This window comes from Tardiphaga sp. 862_B3_N4_1, from assembly GCF_051811085.1.
Taxonomy (GTDB): domain Bacteria; phylum Pseudomonadota; class Alphaproteobacteria; order Rhizobiales; family Xanthobacteraceae; genus Tardiphaga; species Tardiphaga robiniae.
This window is the reverse complement of sequence record NZ_JBPWQB010000002.1, coordinates 925,831-946,307: the sequence shown is the minus strand read 5'-3', so window position 1 is coordinate 946,307 and position 20,477 is coordinate 925,831. Positions and strand designations below refer to the sequence as shown.

The 20,477-nt window shown below is 63.1% G+C and carries 19 protein-coding genes; 7 read left to right on the top strand and 12 right to left on the bottom strand.

Annotated elements, in window-relative coordinates; genetic code table 11:
* Positions 1–8 precede the first annotated feature (8 nt).
* Entirely contained in the window at positions 9–1,763 is a 1,755-nt protein-coding gene (locus tag AB8B02_RS21720) for a chloride channel protein (RefSeq protein WP_439065129.1), read from the bottom strand.
* A 221-nt stretch (positions 1,764–1,984) separates the two neighbouring features.
* On the opposite strand from AB8B02_RS21720, the gene AB8B02_RS21715 reads away from it, so the two are divergent.
* Positions 1,985–2,542, top strand: a complete 558-nt coding sequence (locus AB8B02_RS21715; protein ID WP_089267641.1) for an HNH endonuclease — start codon at positions 1,985–1,987, stop codon at positions 2,540–2,542.
* Between the two features lie 26 nt (positions 2,543–2,568).
* Here AB8B02_RS21715 and AB8B02_RS21710 read toward each other — a convergent pair whose 3' ends face one another.
* The 4 genes from AB8B02_RS21710 to AB8B02_RS21695 are packed head-to-tail and all read right to left on the bottom strand — an operon-like array spanning position 2,569 to position 6,125.
* Positions 2,569–3,546, bottom strand: a complete 978-nt coding sequence (locus AB8B02_RS21710; RefSeq protein WP_439065128.1) for a tripartite tricarboxylate transporter substrate-binding protein — start codon at positions 3,544–3,546, stop codon at positions 2,569–2,571.
* A 57-nt stretch (positions 3,547–3,603) separates the two neighbouring features.
* Entirely contained in the window at positions 3,604–4,500 is an 897-nt protein-coding gene (locus AB8B02_RS21705) for a polysaccharide deacetylase family protein (RefSeq protein WP_089267639.1), read from the bottom strand.
* Between the two features lie 36 nt (positions 4,501–4,536).
* Positions 4,537–5,433, bottom strand: a complete 897-nt coding sequence (locus AB8B02_RS21700; RefSeq protein WP_309942758.1) for a fumarylacetoacetate hydrolase family protein — start codon at positions 5,431–5,433, stop codon at positions 4,537–4,539.
* On the bottom strand, positions 5,430–6,125 hold the full coding sequence (locus AB8B02_RS21695; protein ID WP_439065127.1) for a GntR family transcriptional regulator: 696 nt from the start codon (positions 6,123–6,125) through the stop codon (positions 5,430–5,432). The genes AB8B02_RS21700 and AB8B02_RS21695 overlap by 4 nt, the downstream gene beginning before the upstream one ends.
* Before the next feature lie 219 nt (positions 6,126–6,344).
* Between AB8B02_RS21695 and AB8B02_RS21690 the strand changes: the two genes are divergently transcribed.
* Together AB8B02_RS21690 and AB8B02_RS21685 are read left to right on the top strand one after the other, a co-directional pair.
* Positions 6,345–7,421: a phospholipase gene (locus AB8B02_RS21690; protein WP_309942761.1), complete on the top strand. Its 1,077-nt coding sequence runs from the start codon at positions 6,345–6,347 to the stop codon at positions 7,419–7,421.
* 101 nt (positions 7,422–7,522) lie between these two features.
* Positions 7,523–8,494: a S1C family serine protease gene (locus tag AB8B02_RS21685; RefSeq protein WP_120287257.1), complete on the top strand. Its 972-nt coding sequence runs from the start codon at positions 7,523–7,525 to the stop codon at positions 8,492–8,494.
* An 86-nt stretch (positions 8,495–8,580) separates the two neighbouring features.
* On the opposite strand, the gene AB8B02_RS21680 is transcribed toward AB8B02_RS21685, so the two are convergent.
* The 4 genes from AB8B02_RS21680 to AB8B02_RS21665 form a co-directional block, all read right to left on the bottom strand.
* Positions 8,581–9,543, bottom strand: a complete 963-nt coding sequence (locus AB8B02_RS21680; protein WP_439065126.1) for a DUF1775 domain-containing protein — start codon at positions 9,541–9,543, stop codon at positions 8,581–8,583.
* Between the two features lie 44 nt (positions 9,544–9,587).
* Positions 9,588–11,804 (bottom strand): TonB-dependent receptor family protein, encoded by a 2,217-nt coding sequence (locus tag AB8B02_RS21675; protein ID WP_439065125.1) that lies wholly within the window; start codon positions 11,802–11,804, stop codon positions 9,588–9,590.
* Between the two features lie 70 nt (positions 11,805–11,874).
* Entirely contained in the window at positions 11,875–12,258 is a 384-nt protein-coding gene (locus AB8B02_RS21670; RefSeq protein ID WP_439065124.1) for a DUF2946 family protein, read from the bottom strand.
* Between the two features lie 77 nt (positions 12,259–12,335).
* Positions 12,336–13,223 carry a cation diffusion facilitator family transporter gene (locus AB8B02_RS21665; RefSeq protein ID WP_439065123.1) on the bottom strand — a complete coding sequence of 296 codons (888 nt, stop codon included), beginning with the start codon at positions 13,221–13,223 and terminating at the stop codon, positions 12,336–12,338.
* Positions 13,224–13,877: 654 nt separating this feature from the next.
* On the opposite strand from AB8B02_RS21665, the gene AB8B02_RS21660 reads away from it, so the two are divergent.
* A complete protein-coding gene (locus AB8B02_RS21660; RefSeq protein ID WP_439065122.1) occupies positions 13,878–14,462 on the top strand; it encodes a L,D-transpeptidase in 585 nt (194 codons plus the stop codon).
* A gap of 69 nt (positions 14,463–14,531) precedes the next feature.
* On the opposite strand, the gene AB8B02_RS21655 is transcribed toward AB8B02_RS21660, so the two are convergent.
* Both AB8B02_RS21655 and AB8B02_RS21650 read right to left on the bottom strand, forming a co-directional pair.
* Entirely contained in the window at positions 14,532–15,431 is a 900-nt protein-coding gene (locus tag AB8B02_RS21655; protein WP_439065121.1) for an SDR family oxidoreductase, read from the bottom strand.
* Positions 15,432–15,476: 45 nt separating this feature from the next.
* Positions 15,477–16,217 (bottom strand): SDR family oxidoreductase, encoded by a 741-nt coding sequence (locus AB8B02_RS21650; protein ID WP_120287251.1) that lies wholly within the window; start codon positions 16,215–16,217, stop codon positions 15,477–15,479.
* Between the two features lie 121 nt (positions 16,218–16,338).
* Here AB8B02_RS21650 and AB8B02_RS21645 point away from each other — a divergent pair, with 121 nt between their 5' ends.
* The 3 genes from AB8B02_RS21645 to AB8B02_RS21635 all read left to right on the top strand — a co-directional run bounded on the left by AB8B02_RS21645 (position 16,339) and on the right by AB8B02_RS21635 (position 19,495).
* Positions 16,339–17,232: a LysR family transcriptional regulator gene (locus AB8B02_RS21645; protein ID WP_439065120.1), complete on the top strand. Its 894-nt coding sequence runs from the start codon at positions 16,339–16,341 to the stop codon at positions 17,230–17,232.
* A gap of 11 nt (positions 17,233–17,243) precedes the next feature.
* A complete protein-coding gene (gene gluQRS, locus AB8B02_RS21640; protein ID WP_439065119.1) occupies positions 17,244–18,131 on the top strand; it encodes a tRNA glutamyl-Q(34) synthetase GluQRS in 888 nt (295 codons plus the stop codon).
* A 101-nt stretch (positions 18,132–18,232) separates the two neighbouring features.
* A complete protein-coding gene (locus tag AB8B02_RS21635) occupies positions 18,233–19,495 on the top strand; it encodes an ATP-binding protein (RefSeq protein WP_439065118.1) in 1,263 nt (420 codons plus the stop codon).
* On the opposite strand, the gene AB8B02_RS21630 is transcribed toward AB8B02_RS21635, so the two are convergent.
* The gene (locus AB8B02_RS21630) at positions 19,422–20,282 is read right to left on the bottom strand and encodes a YihY/virulence factor BrkB family protein (protein ID WP_210269064.1); all 861 of its coding nucleotides are present in this window, start codon (positions 20,280–20,282) and stop codon (positions 19,422–19,424) included. The genes AB8B02_RS21635 and AB8B02_RS21630 overlap by 74 nt on opposite strands.
* Positions 20,283–20,477: the final 195 nt, after the last annotated feature.

Genomic DNA, 20,477 nt, shown 5'->3' with positions numbered 1-20,477 from the left:
GCGGACCATCACATCTCGCCGAGGGCTTCGCGGCGGCGCTGCTCGGACTCTTCGGCGTAGCGCCGCGTCGCGTGGGCTTCCGAGAGCGTGCCGAGCACGCGGTGGCTTTCGGCCTCGACCACCGCCAGCGATTCCGCTTCGGCGCCCTCGAATACCACCATGGCGTCGCGGATGTTCATGTCCGGATGCAGGACGACGTCGCGACAATGCAGCAGGCTGTCGAGCCGAAAGGCTGTCACGTCAGGCGAATGCGCTTCAGCGACGATGGCGAGGCCGACATAGCGGCCCTCGGGATCGACGGCGACGACTTGGGTCTTCGAGCCGAGCGGAAACTTCTCGCGGAATTCGTCGAGCGGCATGGTGGAGTCGACGGTCGGCACGTCCGGGCGCAGCAGGCGCTTGACGGTGAGATCGCGGATCCAGCCCACGTCAGCAGCGCTGCGGATGGTCTCGCCGCGCAGATGCAGGCGCCATGTGGCGAAGGAGTAGCCGAACAGCTCGCGCGTCATCTGGGTGGAGATGATGACGGCGACCAGCACCGCGGTGGTGAGCCAGAGATTGCCGGTGGATTCGAGCGCGATGAAGGACATGGTGAGCGGTCCGCCGATCACCGAGGCCGACAGCGCGCTCATGCCGATGATGGTGTAGACGGCGGGGTCGATGGTGAAGCCTGCGCCGATCGCATTGAAGCCGACCGCGAACAGATGGCCGCCGAGCGCGCCGAGAAACAGTGTGGCAAAAAACAGACCGCCACGAAAACCGGTGCCGAGCGAGACGATCGAGGCGAGCGTTTTCAGCGCCATCACGAAGGCCACCAATGCGACCGGATAGGCCGTCATGCCGCCGAAATGCAGCGCGCCGTGTCCGGATGCCATGACTTGCGGCGTCAGCAGCGCCATCAAGCCGACCAGCAGCCCGCCCAGCGCCGGACGCAGCGGCGGCCACAATTTGATTTTGGTGAGCAGCGCTTCGGTCCAAGCGACAACACGCATGATGCCGATGCCGAAGGTCGCGGCGAAGACGCCGAGCAGCGCCGCCACTGCGAGATCATGACCGAGCACGTCGCCGAACCGGCCGGCAACGACGCCAAGCGACAACGGATCGAAGGCATGGGCTACGAAATAGCCAATCACCGCGGCGATGCCGACCGGCATCAGACTCGCCGATGTATAGCCGCCGATCACCAGTTCGAAGGCATAGAACGCGCCGGCCAGCGGCGCACCGAATGCGCCGGCGATCGCGGCCGCCGCACCGCAGCCGACCATCACGCGCTGGTCGCCGCGGCGCAGGTGGAAGGCGCGCCCGATGGAGGCTCCGAGCCCGCTGGCGAGCTGGGTGTAGCCGGCCTCGAGACCGACCGAGGCCCCGACGCCGCTGGACCACACGGTTTGCAGCGCGACGATGATGCTGCCGCGGAACGACATCCGCCCGCCATGGAGCGCATTGGCCTCGATCGGGTCGACCTCGCGGGCCGGTCGCCAGCGCAAAAGCCACAGGAAGGCGACGCCCAGCAGCAGCCCGCCAAAGGTGGGAACCAGAATCGCGCGCACCGGATCAATCCAGAACTGGCTGGAGAGCCGCTGGCCCCATTCCAGATTGAACAACACCGCGTGAAGGACACTGACCGCAGCGCTCATGCCGGCCACTACGAGACCCCCGATCACGCCGATCAGCGCTGCCAGAATCGCTAGGCTGGTTTCATGCGCACGGACAAAGGCGCGCAGCCGTTGCGGGGCCTCGAGATAGCGGGAGGAAGGGACCATCGGGCAGCGTCCGGTATTTGCGGCCGCGAACCGGGCGCGCGCCACGGGGTTTAGCGGCAGGCGCTGCGACAGACCACCCGCAGTTCCCAGAAAAGCGACCCAACGCGGCGCTTTTGTGAGGGGATAAGGTCTGCCCTATGCCCTTCACAACCCTGTCACGCTGCCTGTAGTATGTGGAGACAGGTTGCTTCGCAGCCATATGTGGGGGTCAGGAGCGTTACTTGAACGCACATGTCTCGCAAGGCGGTTGGCCGGTTCTGGTCCTCAATGCGGACTTCCGGCCGCTGAGTTACTACCCACTGTCGCTGTGGTCGTGGCAAGACGCGATCAAGGCAGTGTTTCTCGACCGTGTGAATATCGTAGAGCACTACGATCACGCGGTGCGGAGTCCTTCGTTCGAATTTCAGCTGCCCAGCGTGGTGTCGCTGAAGTCGTTCGTGAAGCCGACGACGCATCCCGCCTTCACCCGGTTCAACGTTTTCCTGCGCGATCGCTTCTCCTGCCAGTATTGCGGCTCGCATGACGATCTGACTTTCGATCATATCATCCCACGCTCCAAGGGTGGCCAGACCACTTGGGAGAATGTCGTCGCGGCGTGCTCTCCTTGCAATCTGCGCAAGGGCAACATGACCACGCAGCAGGCACGCATGTTCCCGCGTCAGACGGCGTTCGCACCGACGGTGCACCAGCTGCATCGCAACGGCCGGCTGTTTCCGCCGAACTATCTGCACGGTAGCTGGCTGGACTATCTCTATTGGGATACGGAACTGGATCCGTAGGGGCGTCGGGCGCTACGCCTAGCTCGCTATTCCTGCTTCAGCTCGAGCTTGCGGATGATATCGCCCCATTTGGTGATCTCTCCGCGCACATAGTTCTGGGAGTCGGTCACCGAGCCGCCAACGGCCGCGAAGCCGATGCGGTCGAATTGTTCGCGAACACTTGCATCTGCAAGCGTCTTGTTCACGTCGGCGTTGAGCTTGTCGATGACGGCCTGCGGCGTCCTGGCCGGCACCAGGAATGCCACCCAGGTTGCATCCTCGTCGTCACTCAGTCCGAGCTCGCGCGCGGTCGGGACATCCGGAAGCGATGGCATGCGCTCGCGGCTTGTCACGGCCAGCGCCTTGACCTGTTTGCCCTTCACCAGCTCCATCGCCGCGGGCAAGGCGACACTGGCCAGAGGCGTGTGACCGCCCATCACCGCATTTAGCGCGGGACCTGCACCCGTGAACGGCGCATGCACGATGTTGGCCTTGGCGTTGAGCCTGAATATTTTTTCGGCCGACAGATGCGGCGTGGTGCCGACACCGGCGGTGCCATAGGTGAAATTTTCCTTGGCGGCAGAGGCGATCACCTCGCGCAGGGTCGATGCTGTGAGACTAGGCGCGCCGACGATCAGATTGGGCGTGGTCGCCGCGACCACCACGGTCTTGAATTCATCCGGCAAATAGCCGGCCTTTGCCGATAGGCTCGGATTGACGGCGAACGCGCTTGTTGTCACCAGCACGGTATAGCCATTGGGTTCGGCTCTTGCGGCCGCGGCAGCCGCGATATTGCCACCGGCACCACCGCGATTCTCGATCACGACGGGTTCGCGCCACAGATCGTTCAGTTTCTGTCCGACAATGCGCGCGATGATATCGGCGGGGCCGCCCGGCGCGAAAGCGACGAGCAGGCGCACCGGCTGCACCGGGTAGGGCTGCTGGGCGACGGCGGGACCGATCGCCGTCAGCAGCGCAGCGGTGATCACGACCGCGCTGGATGCGCGCTTGAAGAAGTGCGTCATGAGATTCCTCCTCGATGTTTTTTCGGGAGGCTTTTGCGCCTCCTCAACGGGTGTGGTTCAGAACACCTCGTCCTTGAACCACCGGCCCTGCGCCAGTGCGTATTCGGCAATCTCCATACGCGTGCCGATCCAGACATCGTCGCGCTTGCGCGCCAGCTTGATCATGGCGTCGTAAACCCACGCGCCTGCCGGCCGACCGAACACATGGGTATGCGCGGTGACATCGAGCATGAACGGTGCCGCGTCGGCTTGGCTTGCATTGTCGAGGATGGCGCGGAACTGGTCGATCAGCGTTGCCGGCGCATTGCCGTAGCGGATGCTGTGCGGCAGATCGTTCACGTCCATCGTCAGCGGAATGCCGACGATGCGTTGTTCCGGCGCATCTTTCTGCGTGATAATCGAGGGCAGGTCGTCGTCATTGCAGTCGCCGAACCAGACATAGCCTTCCTCAGCGAGCAGCTTTGGCGAAATCAGGCTTCCGGTGCCACGTGGGCTGATCCATCCTTTCGGACGTTCGCCGGTGACGGCGGCGATGAGGTCACCGGTGCGGCGGATATTGGCGCGCTCACCGGCCTCGTCGAAATAGACCGGGATGACATCCATGCCATAGGAATGCGCCACGATCTCGTGACCGGCGGCATGAAGCTCCTTCAGCACGGTCGGGTGGGTTTCGGCCAGCACGCCGTTGACCATGATGCTGGTCTTCACATCGTTTGCGGCAGCGATGCGCGTGAGGCGCTGGATGCCGCGTACGGCGCCGTAGCTTGCCCAGGAATGCGCGTTGGTATCGAAAAAGCCGGGCTGCAACACGTTGCCCATCGGCCCGATGCCCGGTGCCTTGCCGGGCGACCAGGCCTCATAGGCCAGATTGAAGACGATGCCGATGCGTGCGCCATTCGGCCAGCGAAAGTCCGATGTTGCACGCTGCACGCGGAATGTCCGGGAATCACTCATGTTGTTGTCCTTGTTTTTGGCGCGTGCGGTGCCGTGTCAGGCCACGATGCTGTTGGACAGGATGCCGATGCCTTCGATCTCGGCTGTGACGCGATCCCCCTTGAGCAGGAAGCGCGGCGGCGTCATCGCATAGCCGACCCCGGACGGAGTTCCGGTGGCGATCACGTCTCCAGGCTCCAGCGTGAGGCCACGCGTCAGATGTTCGATGATGGCTGGGATATCGAAGATCATGCGGCTGGTGCGGCTGTCCTGGCGGACCTCGCCATTGACCGTGCTGAAGATCCTGATGTCGGCAACATTCGGCAGCGCGGACGCATGGACCACAACCGGCCCGAATGGGCAGGAGCGATCGAGGCCTTTGCCTTTGAACCACTGGCCGTAACGGCGTTGCATGTCGCGGCCGGTGATATCGTTGATGATCGAATAGCCGAACACATGATCGAAGGCGTTCTGCGCGGAAATATTGCTGCCCGGCTTGCCGATGATGACGGCGAGCTCGACTTCGTAATCGAGCTGTTCGGTGACATTGGCATGCTGCGGAATCGTCTCACCTGAAGCGATCACGGCGGTCGGCGGTTTGGTGAAGAATTCCGGCACGCTTGGCAACGGGGCGGGCGCCTTGCCCTGCGCGCGCATGCCTTCGTCGATATGATCCTTGTAATTGCGGCCAACACAGAAAACGTTCTTCTTCGGCCGCGGGATCGGTGCCATCAGCGTCAGAGATGCGAGTGCAACAAGGTTCGCGGCATTCGCGGTGGATGCGAGACCACGCACGATGGCGAGCCCCGCTTCGCCGGCTTCGGCGAGATCGCCGACATGGCGCGGCGCGGAGGCCTGGCCATCCGGCCACGCCTTCGTCAGATCGAGAACGTTGTCATCGGTCAAGAGGCCGAGATGCGATCCGTCTGCGGCTGCAAAAGTGAGGAAGATCATGGTGTGGTCTCATTCTGTCCGGGGAGGTCGAATTCTTTCAATGACGCCGCTGCCTGGTCGCGCAGCAAACGGACATGCCGTCGCGCGAGTGTTTCCGCGCGGTCGGGATCGCGCTGTGCGATCGCGTCGATGATGTCGTGGTGCTCATGAAACGATTGCGAGCCGCGATTGAGACGCTCGATAAAGCGCAGTCCCGCCATTTTCAGATGGCCGAATGAGTCCCATGTTTTGCCGAGCAGGGCGTTGCCGCTCTCTTTGATCATCAGCGCATGAAAGGCAGTGTTGGCAGCGGCATATTCGGTGGGGCGTGCCAGCGCGCCGGCTTCATCGAAATCGGCGAACACGGCCCGCAGGCGGGGCGCGACATCATTCGCACCGTTGAGGGCGACTTCGCGCGCTGCCAGACCTTCCAGCATTTCTCGGATCGACAGCCATTCGAGATATTCCGGCAGCGATGTCGGCATCAGCCGTGCGCCGCGGCGCGGGCGAAACGTGATCAGCCCTTCCTGCTCGAGCCTGCGCATGGCCTCACGTACGGGCGTCCGGCTGACCCCGAGCTCTGCCGCAAGCTCCTCTTCTCGAAGTCGCAAGGGGGCCGTGAGGCCGGCCGCACGCACCCCCAGCCGAACTTTCAGGGCCGTATAGACTTCGTCTCTCAGATAGGGCCTGGCGGCGATCGGGCTGATGCTCATGAATTTTGTATATGTATACAAAATCGAGAAGTCCATGGTATTTCAATGTTGCGTCGCAGCGATCTTGCCGAATGTGAGTGACTTGGCTGATCGGTAACTGGGGCTGACAGATCTTTCGCCGGGCGCGGAGATGGCCGCTTTGCCGTCGTATCAGTATGGTCTCTGGCTTCTCGCTCGGTCCTGGATTGATGGGGCCAAACGATTTGCCCGGAGCTTCCGATGAGCGACATAGTCGTCGACGATATCGTTGTTCTGCTGCCGCCCCTGCTGCAGTCGCTCGAGGCGCTGCAATTCGTTGCGCGCAATCTGCATCCGCCGACTTTCGGTGCCGTCATGGAAGCGGTGGGCGAGCCTGATCAGGCGCTCAAGGCGGTGCGCGCAGAGCTCAACGCATGGCCGGATGATTTTAGCGATCTGCGGGCACATCTCGATGCGGCGAGCGACGCGGCGCTGACAGCCTTTACCGGCTTGCGCGCGGCCCAGCAGCCCGGCGGCGATCTGCCGATGGTGTTTCGTGCATTGCGCCACGCCACGCGCGCGCAGGAAGCGCTTTATGCCACGGTGGCGCGGCTGCCGCCTGTGAGTACGTTCTTTCTTCCGCCTGACATGCGCGAGAACACGGCACTGCTTGAACGACTGGCATTGCCTTCGGCAGAGAACACCGGCGTCATTCATGATGGCGAGCCCGGACGTCGCGGCGGTTTCTCGATGTATGTGCCGGAAACCTACACGCCGGATCGTGCCTGGCCGCTGGTGATGGCGCTGCATGGCGGCAGCGGCAACGGCCGGGCTTTCTTGTGGAGCTGGCTCGCCGATGCGCGCAGCTCTGGCGCGATACTCATCGCGCCGACGGCGATCGGCAGCACCTGGGCGCTGATGGGCGACGATGCCGATACGCCGAATCTTTCGCGCATTCTCGATCTGGTGCAGTCGCGCTGGCATATCGATCCCGCGCAATTGCTGCTGACCGGCATGAGCGATGGCGGCACCTTCTGCTATGTCAGCGGCCTCCGCGCCGAGTCGCCCTTCACCCATCTGGCGCCGGTGGCCTCCACCTTCCATCCACTGATGGCGCAGTTTGCCGATGCAGATCGCCTGCGCGGCCTGCCGATCCATCTCGTCCATGGCCGTCTCGACTGGATGTTTCCGGTGCAGACCGCGCGCGAGGCACAGCAGGCGCTCACGATCGCCGGCGCCGACGTCACCTATCGCGAGATCGACGATCTCAGCCACTGCTATCCGCGCGAGGTCAATGCGGTGCTACTGGCGTGGCTCGCACAACGTCCCGGTGCGTAACCAAACGCCGCAGGGTCGCTAAGTTCACAGGCTGGACTTCCACGTCCGCGATCGGTTCTTATATGGCGGGGGCTACCCATCCCGGACAAAGGAGATTTTGCATGCCTTCACTGACCGAGTGGAAAGTGCCCCCGGGTGTGCAGCCGCGTGCTGAGGATTACGGATTCGACCTCGAGCAGGCGCTGGAGGCGGTGGTTGGGCTGCATTGCATCATCCCGGAAGATGCTTTCACGGCGGATACGCTCGGCACCGAGCGCGCCGGCAATGGCGTGCTGATCGGCGACGGCCTCATTCTCACCATCGGCTATCTCATCACCGAGGCCGAAACGATCTGGGTGCATCTCGGCGACGGCCGCGTGGTGCAGGGCACGGCGCTGGGCGTCGATCAGGAAAGCGGTTTCGGACTCGTGCAGGCGCTCGGCGAGATCGACATTGCGCCGCTGCCGCTCGGTGAGTCGGCGAGCGCGAAGATCGGCGATCGCGTGGTGGTCGGCGGCGTCGGCGGACGCACGCGGTCCGTGGCCGGGAAGATCGCCGCGACACAGGAATTCGCCGGCTATTGGGAATACCTGCTCGACGACGCGATTTTCACCCATCCGGCGCATCCGAACTGGGGCGGTGCCGCCCTGATCAACGCCAAAGGCGAGTTGATCGGCATCGGCTCGCTGCAGATCGAGCGCGAGCACGGTGGCAAGAACGAACATCTCAACATGGTCGTGCCGATCGACTTGCTGAAGCCGGTCCTCGACGATCTCAAGACCTATGGTCGTGCCAACAAGCCGCCGCGGCCGTGGCTCGGGCTGTATGCCGCCGAGGTCGAGGACAAGGTCGTCGTTGTCGGGATCGCCAGGAAGGGCCCGGCGGCCCGGGCCGAGCTCAAGACCGGCGACGTGATTCTTGCCGTCAACGGTGAGGAGGTATCCGATTCCGTCGAATTCTATCGCGCACTCTGGGCGCTAGGTCCGGCCGGTGTCGACGTGCCGCTGACGCTCTATCGCGGTGGCGATACATTCGATGTCGAATTGGTATCGACGGACCGCTCCAAGATGCTGAAAGCTCCCCGGCTGCACTGACGCCAGGATACACGCGACGCAATCGCGGCCTTGTCGTAGGCATCATGCGCACCGCAACATGTGCGGTGCGCAGCATCTCGACGTGATCAGTGCGCGTGTCCGCCGCCGGCCGGTGCCGAAGCGCCGACGGCGTTGACGTCGAGTTCGATATCCACCTTGCCGGCCTTCTCGAACTGCAGCTGCGCCTTCACCTTGTCGCCCTTGGCGAACGGCTTGGCGAGATCCATCAGCATCAAGTGATAGCCGCCGGGCTCGAGCTTCACGGTGGCGCCGGGCTTGATCTCGAGCCCCTCATTGAGCGGACGCATCTTCATCACGCCATCGGTCACGCTCATCTCATGCACTTCGATGCGGCTGCCGCCGGTGAATGTGCCACCGAGCAGCTTGTCGCTGGTCTTGCCGTTGTTGGTGATGGTGAGATAGCCGCCGGCCACCTTGGCCGCGGGCGGTGTGGCACGCGTCCAGGGCGTCATGATCATCAGGTCGCCCGCATGAACCATGCCGGCCATCTGCGCCATTGCATCATGTGGTGATGCCGCGGCAAGGCGTATGGCTGGCGCCGGTGATTTCAGACTGTGCGGATCCTGTCCTGCAGCCGGGATCTGCGCCCAGTCTTCCGAACTCTGCTCGCAGCTCTGCAATGTCGGCAGATACAGCGGTGCATCGGCCTTCAATGCGGCAGGCAGATAGGCCGAGAATACGAATTCGTCATAGAAGTCGTTGTCGAGCTTCCCGGTCCAGGTGATTTCCTTGACGCCTTCCGACGCTTTCATGCCGTGCATGAAATCGTAGGACTGCGCATAGACGCCTTTCTTCACGGCGATGGTCCAGCCTGGCTTCGGCATTGGCTTCACCGCGATCATGCCTTCCGGAATTTGCACGGTGATCTTCGTCGTCGGTGAGGCGCCACAGCCATGCGGTACGGCGAGCACCGCGCGATAGGAGCCGCCGACCGTGGCCGGACCGCTCTGCACGAAGACATGGGCATAAGCGGGCGATGCCACGGCGCCCAGCGCAGTGAGAAGCAACAGCATGGAGCGGTTGGTCATGGAACGTCCTTTCGTGGATTGAAGCATAGCGGAATTCATCATCTTCACCACCTCGCCTTGACGCCGGCATAGATAGCGCGGCCGGTGCCGGGTTCGAACAGCGGCGATGTCGCCGTGGCCTGATTGAGAATGCTGGCGGAGGCGATGTAACGGGTATCGAGCACGTTGCGTGCTTCGATGTAGCCCGAATATGTGCCGCCATTGTCGACGCCGGCTTTCAAGCCGAGCAGCGCATAGGGTTCGGTCTTCAGCGTGTTGGCGCTGTCGACATAGTAGGCTTCCGGCACCCATTCGACATTGGGGCCGAGATAGAAGCCGTTGGCGTGCTTGTAGAGCAGTTCCGCGCGCAGATAGTGCCGCGGCGCGCCCGGCAGCAGGTTGTTGCCGAAAGTCGCGTCATTGTCGAAGCGGAAGTCGTTGAACGTATAGGCCATGTTGAGCCAGAGCTTGTCGGGCTGCGGCGAGGCGTCGAACATGCCCTTGAACACGGCGATGCCGAGGCCGGCCTCGATGCCCTGATGGATGGTGCGATCCGCATTCGAGACGTTGCAGCTGCCGTTGGAGCTGTAGATGCACTGCAACTCGTCCCTGATTTCCGCCCGGTAACCAGTTAACTCCCAAGTCAGGTCAGGACGTCGACCGCGGGTGCCGATCTCATAGGTCGTCGCGCGCTGCGGCCGGATGCTGGTGAAGGGGATGATCGGATTGCTCGCGCCCGAGCTGTCCTTGCCAGACACGCTCTCGCCGAAGCTCGGGACTTCGGCACTGCGCGAGACATTGGCATAGGCTTGCCATGTCGGATCGATGTTCCAGAGCAATCCGCCCTTCGGGCTCCACAGGTTGAATTCGGTCGAGCCCGATCCGTCGACCCCATTGGGCTTCAAACGATCCTGTCTGTCGCGCGTCGCATAAAGGAATTGCGTGCCACCAATGACAGCGACAGTCGGCAGGAAATAGAACGAATTCTCAGCATAGACCGAGGTGTTCTTTGATCGATCGATGAACGAGAATGTCAGTGCACCCTTCTGCCCGGCGACATTGACATACTGGTTGTTGTCGATGCGGCCGTTGATGACATTCACGCCCGCGACAAACACGTTGCGATAGCCGCCGATATTGCGGTCGTCGGTCACTTTCGCGAAGCCGCCATAGTCCTGATAGCTGTAGTCCAGATACTGGAAGATCGGATGCATCAGGTGCCGGTCGACGCCGAAGACGCCGAAGTCGATGGTGGTATTGTCGAGCCGGATGGTGGTCTTGTTGGCGAGGCGCACGGTGTCGATGTTGCGCTGCTGGTCGCCGGTGAGATTGCCTGCTGCTGCCGTCTCCGGAGAATTCAGCGCCGACGCCTTGCTCACCGAGCCGGGAATGCGCTGCCGCACGCTGTTGGCATTGAGATAGAAGCGGGTCTCGAAGTCCGGCGAGAACTGGTAGCCGACATTGCCGCTGACGCGTGTTGCCTCGCCATTGCTGTGATCGCGGAAGCCATCGGCGGATTGCGTCGAGGCCGTGATGAAACCGTCCCACGGACCATTGGCACCGCCGGTGTTGGCTTGCAGGCGGCGGAAGCCGAAAGCACCCATGTCGACCGACGCGCCGTTCGGAAAAGGATCGCGGCCAGTGGGTGTCACGAAATTGATCGCGCCGCCGAGCGAATTGGCGCCGAAGCGCAATGCGTTGCCGCCCTTGAACACCTCGACATATTTATAGGCGGTCGGGTCGATCTCCTGGAAATCGCCATAGCCGTCGGCGGTGTTGATCGGGATGCCGTCCATATAGAGCTGCACGCCGCGCAGATGGAAATTGCGCGACAGGCTCGAACCGCGGATCGACAGCCGGGTGTCGTCGCCCCATTTCGGCTGCGCGAACACGCCCGGCACATAATCGAGGATGTCCTTGATGGTGTTCGACGGCGTCGATGTTCGCCACGCATCCGCTGTCACCAGCGCGACGCCGCCGGGCGTCTGCTGGATCTCGCGGAGTGCCTGCTGGGCGGTGAGCACCGTAAGGGCCGCTGGGACGGTCGGGGCCTGCGCGCCGACAGATGCTGGCGTTGCCGCAGGGGTGCTGCGGGCCGTACGGGCGTTTGGCGCCGCGTTGCGTGGCTTGCGCGTGGCTGCAGCGCGCTGCTGCGCGGGTGCATCGACGGTAACCGCCGGAAGCGATGTTGAAAGGGCCGATTGGGCCGACACCGCGCCTGGAATGAGCGTGGCCGCGGATGCGAGCAGGACGCTGCGCAGCCGCATGGAAACGGATAGCATGGGGAAAACTCCACCGGGATTGAACTGAGCAACGCGCGCGCTGATGCGCGGCGTCTGACGGCGTGGAACGTCAGCTCAGGCACGGTGGCGCGCGGGCCCGGTGGTCGGAGGTTGCTGCTTCCGCAACGATGCGATCGTCGAGGGCGGCGACGGGAGCGATCGCGATGGCGATACGCGAGACGAGGAAAGTCGCGGAGGCCGGCGGGGCACCCGGCGCATGGGTGCCGACGCAGATCGGGCAATGCACCGCAGGAGCGCCTGATGTCTTGTCGGCGTCGTCAGGGGATGCGGCAAGGTCAGGATGGGTGAGGCAGAGCTCGAAGCCTGCGGCCTGCGCGGTCGGCGAGATCGCGGCGAGCAACAGGCTGGACAGCACGACATTGAGCACAAGCGCGTAGGCAGCGGCCAAAGATGCCACGGCCCCAAACCAGCGTTTGCGCGAAACATGTGTCACGGGAACGATCCTCGCCTCTCGATTAACACGGGGGCGGAACCTGTCAAAGCCGTTCGTGGAGCGAAGTTATCCGAAATCTAGAGAACGACGATGCCGGAATGCTTGGCCTTGTCGTCGGGTTCGACATGGATGGTGATCAGCGCTTCGCCGATCTCCTGGCGGATCGCGGTCTCGAGCTTGTCGCAAATGTCGTGCGCGGCGCTCACGGTGGTCGATCCTGCCACCACCAGATGGAAATCGATAAAGGTCATGCTGCCGGCGCGGCGGGTGCGCAGGTCATGCGCCTCGATCGCGCCGTCGGCATGGGCCGATATGGTCTGCTTGATACTCGCGAGCATGGCTGGCGGAATTGCCTCGTCCATCAACCCGCTGAGCGATTCCTTCATCAGGCCCCAGCCGGCCCACAGGATGTTGAGCGCGACGAGCGCCGCAAGGATGGGATCGAGAATGGCGATGCCCGACAGTGCCGCCACTCCGACGCCGCCGAGAACGCCGATTGAAGAATACACGTCGGACAGCAAATGGCGGCCGTCTGCTGCGAGGGCAGGCGAGCGGTGAATGCGACCTTGCCTGATCAGCACCCATGCCCAACCTGCATTGATGATGCTCGCCGCTGCGTTGACGAGTAGTCCGAACCAGGGGGCTTCGACGAGGCGCGGCGTCAGATAGCTTTGATAGGCTTCGCGCAGGATCAGGATCGCGGCGAGCACGATCAGCACGCCTTCGAGCACGGCCGAGAAATATTCAGCCTTGTGGTGCCCGTAGGGATGATCGTCGTCTGCCGGTTTCGCGCTCAGCGTGGTCGCAAGCAAAACGACGATGGCCGTCACGACATTGACGATGCTTTCAATCGCATCGGACAGCAGTGCGACGCTGCCAGTCAGATAATAGGCGGCGTATTTCATACCGAGGACCAGCAGGCCAACGGCAATGCTGCCTTGCGCAAGACTGCGAACGCTTGTCATCTGAAAATCTCGTTGGGGTAACGCGAAGTCTCACGCGGCTGTGTGCTCTAATATGCCGATCACAACGATGCAAGCCGTGAAATCCAGCTGCAAGTGCTTCGCATTATAAGGCGCGTGTACTCGTCGAGCAGGTCGTCCTCCCAATGGACATGATATCGATCTCGTCATGCGCGTGGCATTTGTAGCGGTCGTCCGCGCATTGATAGTTGCGGGACGACATCGTGCTGGATCGTGTCGTCATGGCGCGGTTCTCAATGTCGTCGGCCTCAACAAGCCCGGAGGGACCATGGTGGAGCGCTTCGGCGCGCGTCGGCGGGCATCGCGGCGGCGGCGGTTCCATGGGCAGGTTTGCGCTGCGCGCCGGCCGACCCTCAAAGGCGATCGATCAACCTGAGGTTATTCGTGAGCCTGCGCGGCTGTGGCGCGATCACCACAGCGGGGCGCAAAGTGCAGCGCAGAGCTGTTCTATGAGCGAAATGACACGCTGTTGAGCCTGATTTGATCGCTCAGCCCTGTATGAGGTGCGGGTCGTCCGCGTTGGACGCGTTGCAGCAAGGGTTGGGAATGACAGGTTTTGGTGGATCACGCGGGCTGCGCCTTCTGGCGCTTTTGATGTTGCCCGCTGTGCTGGCAGGATGTGCAAGCAGCGGGGGGATGGTGTCGTCCACCGGCTTTGGCGGTCCGTCCGCCAGCTATGCCGAGTTGAATGACGGCGAGCACACGCTGCCGGCCATCGACGTCTCCGGAATCGCTTCGGCGATGCTGCGTCAGCGCGTCGCTTACCGCACCAAGGAGCCCGTCGGCACCATTGTGGTCGATACAGCCGCACGGCATCTCTATCTCGTGGAAGGCGATGGCAAGGCGATGCGCTACGGCATCGGCGTCGGCAAGGCCGGCCTCGCTTTTGCCGGCGCTGCTGTGATCAAGCGCAAGGCCGAGTGGCCGCATTGGACCCCGACGGAAAACATGATGAACCGCGAACCCGCGCGCTATCGCAAGATGGCTGGCGGCATGGAGGGCGGCATCGACAATCCGCTCGGGCCGCGCGCGATGTATCTCTATCAGGGCGACCGCGACACCATGTTCCGCATCCACGGCACCACCGAGCCCGAGACCATCGGCCATGCCGTCTCCAGCGGCTGTATCCGGCTGATGAACCAGGATGTCGTGGATCTCTATAATCGCGTGAAGATTGGCAGTCGCGTGATGGTGATCCAGAGCGGCCGCGCCGAGTCCTAACTCTGTGTCTCAGTAAAATGGGGCGGGCGTTGTTCACGCTCGCCCCATTTTCGTTGATGACATCCCGTCTCAGGCATTCACTCGCGGTATTAGCAAATCGGCGATGCCGATGCGGCGGAACATCTCGGCGCGAACGCGGTCCGCGACACCGTTGACGATCTCGGCGCCATCTTCCGACGGATCGATGTGACTGCGGAACGGGCGCTTGCCGAACGGCAGATCGACCACGCGGACGATCTCTTTTGCCACATCGGCAGCATCCGCATCGGAGGGCTCCAGCGAAGCCAAGCCCTTCAACGCCATATCAGGTACCCCGGCATAGGGACCGTCGTCGTATTCAGCCGCGCGAGCGGTGTCGGCCGGTTTGCCGGAATGTGCGAAGTGGTTGGTTCCCTTGGTGAAGGCGCCGGGCACTATGATCGAGGTTTCGATGCCCCAGCGCGTCAGTTCGCTGGCATAGGAGACTGCAAGCGAATCCATCGCCGCCTTCGCGGCGAAATACGGCGACAGATAGGGTGGTGTGCCGCCGCGTGCGCTGGATGACGATACCCAGACGAGGAGACCTTTGCCCTGCTTGCGCAGTTGCGGCAGCGCTGCGCGATTGACGCGCTGGGTCGACAGAACGTTGATGTCGTAGAGCTGTGCGAATTGCTCCGGCGTGAAGGCTTCTGCGGGCCCAAATGACATGTGCCCGGCATTGTGGATGACGACATCGAGGTGACCGTTGTCGGCGATGATCCGGCCGATGCCGGCATCGGCCGATTCCTGCGAGGCGACGTCGAGTTCGACGCTGCGGAGATCGACTTTGTGCTCAGCGGCATACTTTGCGACGTCGGCGACGGCCGACGCATTGCGGCCGGTGGTCTCACGCATGCTGGCATAAACGGTGTGACCGGCCTCGGCGAGGGCGCGGGCGGTGAGCGCGCCAAAGCCGCTCGATGCGCCGGTGATGACAATGACGTGTTTCATGACACGTATTCCTTTGAATGGTTCTTGAGGGTGTTGGCGTTTGGTTCAGACCAGCCCGCCATTGGCGCGCAGCACCTGGGCGTTGATCCAGCCGCCTTCCGGACCGACCAGGAAGGCAACGACATTGGCGATGTCCTCGGGTGTGCCGAGGCGCTCCATTGGCGTCGCCTTGGCGAAACGCTCGATCAGCTCCGGTGACTTGCCATTGAGGAACAGGTCGGTTGCGGTTGGGCCGGGTGCGATGGCGTTCACGGTAATCGAGCGGCCACGCATCTCCTTGGCCATGATACCCGTCATGGTTTCGACCGCGGCCTTGGTGGCGGCATAGATGCCGTAGCTCTCGAGCTTGGTGCCAACCACGCCCGTGGAGAAGTTCACGACCCTGCCGCCATCGCGCAGCCGCTTGGCGGCCTCGCGCATGGTGTTGAACGTACCTTTCAGATTGACCGCGATCTGCTGGTCGAACGACGCATCGTCGGCATCGGCGAATTTCGCCAGCTTCATGATACCGGCATTGTTGACCAGTACATCGACGCCGCCGAAGGCTGCTTCCGCTGCATCGAACATCCCGCGCACAGCGGCGGGATCGCTGACATCGGCCTTGGCGGTCAGCGCGCGGCCGCCCGCGGCTTCGATCTTTTGCGCGACCGCCTCGGCCGGCGCGGCATTGCCGGAATAATTGACGATGACCGTGAAGCCGTCGCGGCCCAGCCGCTCCGCGATGGCGGCGCCAATGCCGCGTGAGGCGCCGGTGATAATAGCTACCTTATTGGTTCCGTTTGCCATTTTCGTTCTCCTCGGTGTGGTGAGCAGCGGTGCCGCTCTGATAGGAGAAATCTAGGCCATTCCATTTTCCGGATAATGATGCATTATCTGGCATCACAATTCGGATTTAACGAACAAATAGATGGACCGTTTCGAGACGATGCGGGTGTTCACCCGGGTGGTGGAGCGGCGCAGCTTTACGGCGGCGGCGGCGGATCTCGGCCTGCCGCGTTCGACCGTGACCGATGCCGTCAAGCAGATCGAGGCGCGGCTCGGCGTGCGGTTACTTGAGCGCACCACGCGGCTGGTGCGGCCGACGCTGGACGGCGAGGCCTATCACCGGCGCTGCCTGACGCTGATCGCCGATCTCGAAGACGCCGAAAGCGCGTTCTGCGGCGCCAAGCCGAAAGGGCCGTTGCGGGTGGATATGAATGGCACGCTGGCGCGCAATTTCGTGCTGCCGCATCTGCCGGACTTTCTCGCCGAATATCCTGATATCCAGCTCTATCTCAGCGAGGGCGATCGGTTGGTCGACCTGATCCGTGAAGGCATCGACTGCGTGGTACGTGTCGGCGAGCTTCGCGACAGCGATATGGTGGCGCGGCGGCTGACCATGATGGACGAAGTCACCTGCGCCGCGCCGTCCTATCTCGCGCGCACCGGCGTGCCTTTGTCCATTGATGCGCTCAAAGGTCATCGCATGGTCGGCTATCACTCGTCGGCGACGGGCGCGGTGCTGCCGCTTGAATTTCAGGACGACGGCGCGTTGCGTTATGTCACGTTGCCGGTTGCGATCACGGTGAGCAGTGCCGATAACTACGCGGCGATGGCGAAACTCAGCTTCGGTCTGGTGCAGGTGCCGCGTTATCGGGTCAAGAGCGAACTCGCCGGTGGCACGCTGGTGGAGGTATTGCCGCAACATCCGCCGACGCCGTCGCCGGTGTCGTTGCTCTATCCGCGCAACCGCCAGCTCTCGCCGCGGGTGCGCGTGTTCATGGACTGGCTGACGCGTGCTTTTGCGCGCGACCTCATTTAATGAAACCTGCGATGGCTCCTGTTTTTCGCTTCGCGCCCAGCCCCAATGGTTATCTGCATCTCGGCCACGCCGCTTCGGCGCTGCTGAATTTCGATCTGGCGCGCGAGGCCGGTGGCCGGTTGCTGCTGCGGATCGAGGATATCGATGTCACGCGCTGCCGGCCGGAATTCGAGGCGGCGATCTACGAGGATCTCGCCTGGCTCGGTATCGCCTGGGAGATGCCGGTACGGCGACAGTCGCAGCATTTTGCCGACTACCGCGCCGCGACCGAGCGGCTCGCCGCCATGGGATTGCTCTATCCGAGCTTCGAGAGCCGCACCGAGATCGCGCGCATGATCGCGGCCGAAGAAGCGAAAGGCTCATGGCCGCGCGATCCCGATGGTGCGCCTCTCTATCCAGGCATTGCCAGATCGTTGTCGCCGCAGGCCGTCGCCGAACTCAAACAGGCAGATGCCCCGATGGCGCTGCGGCTCGATATGGCCAGAGCCATTGCGGCCAGCGGTCCGCTCACATGGACCGAGCGGGGGGCGGGTCCGGGCGGCGAGACGGGTATCGTTGCTGCGCAGCCGGAAGCCTGGGGCGATGTGATCCTGGCCCGCAAGGAAACACCGACCAGCTATCATCTCTCGGTTGTCCTCGATGATGCGCTGCAGGGGGTGACCCATGTGGTGCGCGGCCAGGATCTGTTCTGGTCGACCAGCGTGCACCGGCTGCTGCAGCAACTGCTCGGCCTGCCGCAACCGGTCTATCGGCACCACCCGCTGGTGCGCGATGGCACCGGCGCAAAACTGTCGAAATCGACCGGCTCCACCAGCCTGCGGGAGTTGCGGGCGCAAGGCGCTACACCGGCGGATATCCGCCGCATGGTCGGGCTGCCTGACCCGGCCGCCGCAAGTTAGCCGCAAGCGCGCCGCAAGAAATTCGCAAGCTGGACCAGACCCGCGGCGTGACTCCGCGCGCCTCGCCGTGGCATGGTGCCGCCGGGACGGGTGGGCAACATATGGCGCTGACATCGCGCTCTCCGCGCAAGATGCGGACGCGCACCAAGCAAACGCTGAAAAAACGCGTGGCCAAGAAGCGTGCGGTAAAGAAGCTTGCATCGAAGCCGCGCGCCAAGCGCAGATCCGCGCGTGCCGATACGATGGTGGAAACCGCGCTGGCGGTGTTTGCCCATGAGGTGCGCACGCCGCTGACCGGCATTCTTGCGGTCAGCGATCTGCTGGCCACCTCCGATCTCGACGAGCGTGAGCGGCGCTGGGTCGAGACGATCAAGGCTGGCGCCGAACATCTGGCGGGTCTCGCGACATTGTTCGTCGATGCGGCGCGCAGCAGCAAATCCAGATTCGAACTGCGGCAGGATTTCTTCGATCTGCGCGCGCTTGCCCGCAACATCGGCGACTCGCTCGCGGGCCGCGCGGCTGCCAAGGGACTGCTGTCGCGGGTCGCGATCTCCGACAGACTGCCGGTGTTCGTGATCGGCGATCCCGTGCGGCTGCGCGCGGCGCTGGAAAATCTGATCGACAATGCGGTGAAATTTACCGAACAGGGCAATGTGGCGCTGAAGGTCTCGCCTGTGCGCATGGCGGGCAAGGTCGGCGTATCCTTCACCGTCTCCGATAGCGGCATCGGCCTCACGCTGGCCGAGATCAAGCGGCTGTTCAAACCGTTCTCGCAGGCCAATGTGTCGATCGCGTCGCGTTTTGGCGGTGCCGGCCTCGGTCTGTCGTCGGTGAAGCAACTCGCTCGCGCCATGGGTGGCGACATCACTGTGGCGCAGAGCCGCGGTGGTGGGACAGTGTTCACGCTGACGGTCGGCCTCGACAAGACGAATGGTCCGATCGCCATCATGTCGAGCGCCGATGATGCTTCTTTTGCGCCGGGACAGGCGCTGCGGGTGCTGAGCGTCGAGGACAATCCGTTCGGCCGTGTCGTGCTCAATGCCATTCTCACCGAACTCGGCCATCAGGCCGAGTTCATCGGTCGTGGCGAAGCAGCGGCGGAGCGCGTCGCGCAGGGCACGTTCGATGCGGTGCTCATGGACATGGTGCTGCCGGGTATCGACGGCGTCGAGGCGATCCGGCAGATCCGTGCGCTGAAGGCGCCGCATGGCCGCGTCGCGATCATTGGGGTGTCCGGTCGCAGTGAAGACGAAGCCGCATCGCGTCAGGTGGGCGCCGACGCGTTCCTGATCAAACCGGTGTCTCCGCGGGCGCTAGCGACTGCGCTGCTTGAAGCGAGACGCCGTGGGGCAGCCGCGACTTGATGATGGCGGCATTGAGTTCGCCGCCGAATACGAAGATCGCCGCAATGAAATACAGAAACACCAGCGCGATGATCACCGATGCCAGGCCGGCATACATGGTGACGTAGTTGTTGGCGAAGCGCGCGAGATAGAGGCCGAAGCCGATGCCCGAGGCGAGCGACGCCAGCATCGTGAAGATGATGCCCGGCAGGATCTGACTGAAGGTGCGGCGGCCTGCCGGCAGCCACACATGCAGGATGAACAATGCGATCACCATGGCGACGATGGTGATGCCGTAACGCGCCACGGTCAGCAGCCGCTCGTTGTTCTCGACCATCAGCGGCACATAGCGCCGTACGATTTCCAGCATCAGCGGGCCGAGCACGATCAGGAACGCCATGGCGAGCGCGGTGACGGCAGCGACCAGCGTGTAGCCGATCGACTCCAGCCGCAGCCAGTACCAGCGCCGCAGCTCGATCACCGAGTATGCGCGGTTTAGTGCGACGCGCAGACTCTCGACGCCGTTGGAGGCGAAATATACTGCGAGCACGAGGCCGATGGTGAGCGCGTCGCCGCGGGTGGTGGTCAGCACGTCGTGGATTTGCGAGGACAGTGCGCCGGCCACCTGATCGGGCCAGACCTCCAGCAGCAGGCCGACGGCCTGATCGGCGAGATTCTTGGAGCCGAAAAAGCCGGCCAGCGAGGCCAGCACGATCAGGAACGGAAACAGCGCCATCAGGGTGGAGAGGGCGATATGGCTGGCGATCGCCCAGCCGTCATCGGCAAGAAACGTATAGAAGGCGTCCATCACAACATCGTAGACGGTGCGTATCTGCCCCACGTGCCACCTGGTCCGGGATCGGCCCGGCAAATCACCGGCCCTCATGTTAGCTTCTGATATCTAACGCGAAAAAGCCAGATCGTTGCATTGCGGCGCGCGCGTAACCGCTGTGTCATTTTGACGACTGACGATAGCGCAGCCTGTGGCGCAGTGTTATGTAGC

Excerpts from the sequence above, each read along its gene's own strand:
- AB8B02_RS21710 (WP_439065128.1), bottom strand. The coding sequence starts at position 3,546 with ATGACGCACTTCTTCAAGCGCGCATCCAGCGCGGTCGTGATCACCGCT.
- AB8B02_RS21685 (WP_120287257.1), top strand. The coding sequence starts at position 7,523 with ATGCCTTCACTGACCGAGTGGAAAGTGCCCCCGGGTGTGCAGCCGCGT.
- AB8B02_RS21660 (WP_439065122.1), top strand. The coding sequence starts at position 13,878 with ATGGTGTCGTCCACCGGCTTTGGCGGTCCGTCCGCCAGCTATGCCGAG.
- AB8B02_RS21705 (WP_089267639.1), bottom strand. The coding sequence starts at position 4,500 with ATGAGTGATTCCCGGACATTCCGCGTGCAGCGTGCAACATCGGACTTT.
- AB8B02_RS21695 (WP_439065127.1), bottom strand. The coding sequence starts at position 6,125 with ATGAGCATCAGCCCGATCGCCGCCAGGCCCTATCTGAGAGACGAAGTC.
- AB8B02_RS21665 (WP_439065123.1), bottom strand. The coding sequence starts at position 13,223 with ATGACAAGCGTTCGCAGTCTTGCGCAAGGCAGCATTGCCGTTGGCCTG.
- AB8B02_RS21720 (WP_439065129.1), bottom strand. The coding sequence starts at position 1,763 with ATGGTCCCTTCCTCCCGCTATCTCGAGGCCCCGCAACGGCTGCGCGCC.
- AB8B02_RS21650 (WP_120287251.1), bottom strand. The coding sequence starts at position 16,217 with ATGGCAAACGGAACCAATAAGGTAGCTATTATCACCGGCGCCTCACGC.
- AB8B02_RS21655 (WP_439065121.1), bottom strand. The coding sequence starts at position 15,431 with ATGAAACACGTCATTGTCATCACCGGCGCATCGAGCGGCTTTGGCGCG.
- AB8B02_RS21675 (WP_439065125.1), bottom strand. The coding sequence starts at position 11,804 with ATGCTATCCGTTTCCATGCGGCTGCGCAGCGTCCTGCTCGCATCCGCG.
- AB8B02_RS21690 (WP_309942761.1), top strand. The coding sequence starts at position 6,345 with ATGAGCGACATAGTCGTCGACGATATCGTTGTTCTGCTGCCGCCCCTG.
- AB8B02_RS21645 (WP_439065120.1), top strand. The coding sequence starts at position 16,339 with ATGGACCGTTTCGAGACGATGCGGGTGTTCACCCGGGTGGTGGAGCGG.
- gluQRS (WP_439065119.1), top strand. The coding sequence starts at position 17,244 with ATGGCTCCTGTTTTTCGCTTCGCGCCCAGCCCCAATGGTTATCTGCAT.
- AB8B02_RS21680 (WP_439065126.1), bottom strand. The coding sequence starts at position 9,543 with ATGACCAACCGCTCCATGCTGTTGCTTCTCACTGCGCTGGGCGCCGTG.
- AB8B02_RS21635 (WP_439065118.1), top strand. The coding sequence starts at position 18,233 with ATGGCGCTGACATCGCGCTCTCCGCGCAAGATGCGGACGCGCACCAAG.
- AB8B02_RS21630 (WP_210269064.1), bottom strand. The coding sequence starts at position 20,282 with ATGGACGCCTTCTATACGTTTCTTGCCGATGACGGCTGGGCGATCGCC.
- AB8B02_RS21700 (WP_309942758.1), bottom strand. The coding sequence starts at position 5,433 with ATGATCTTCCTCACTTTTGCAGCCGCAGACGGATCGCATCTCGGCCTC.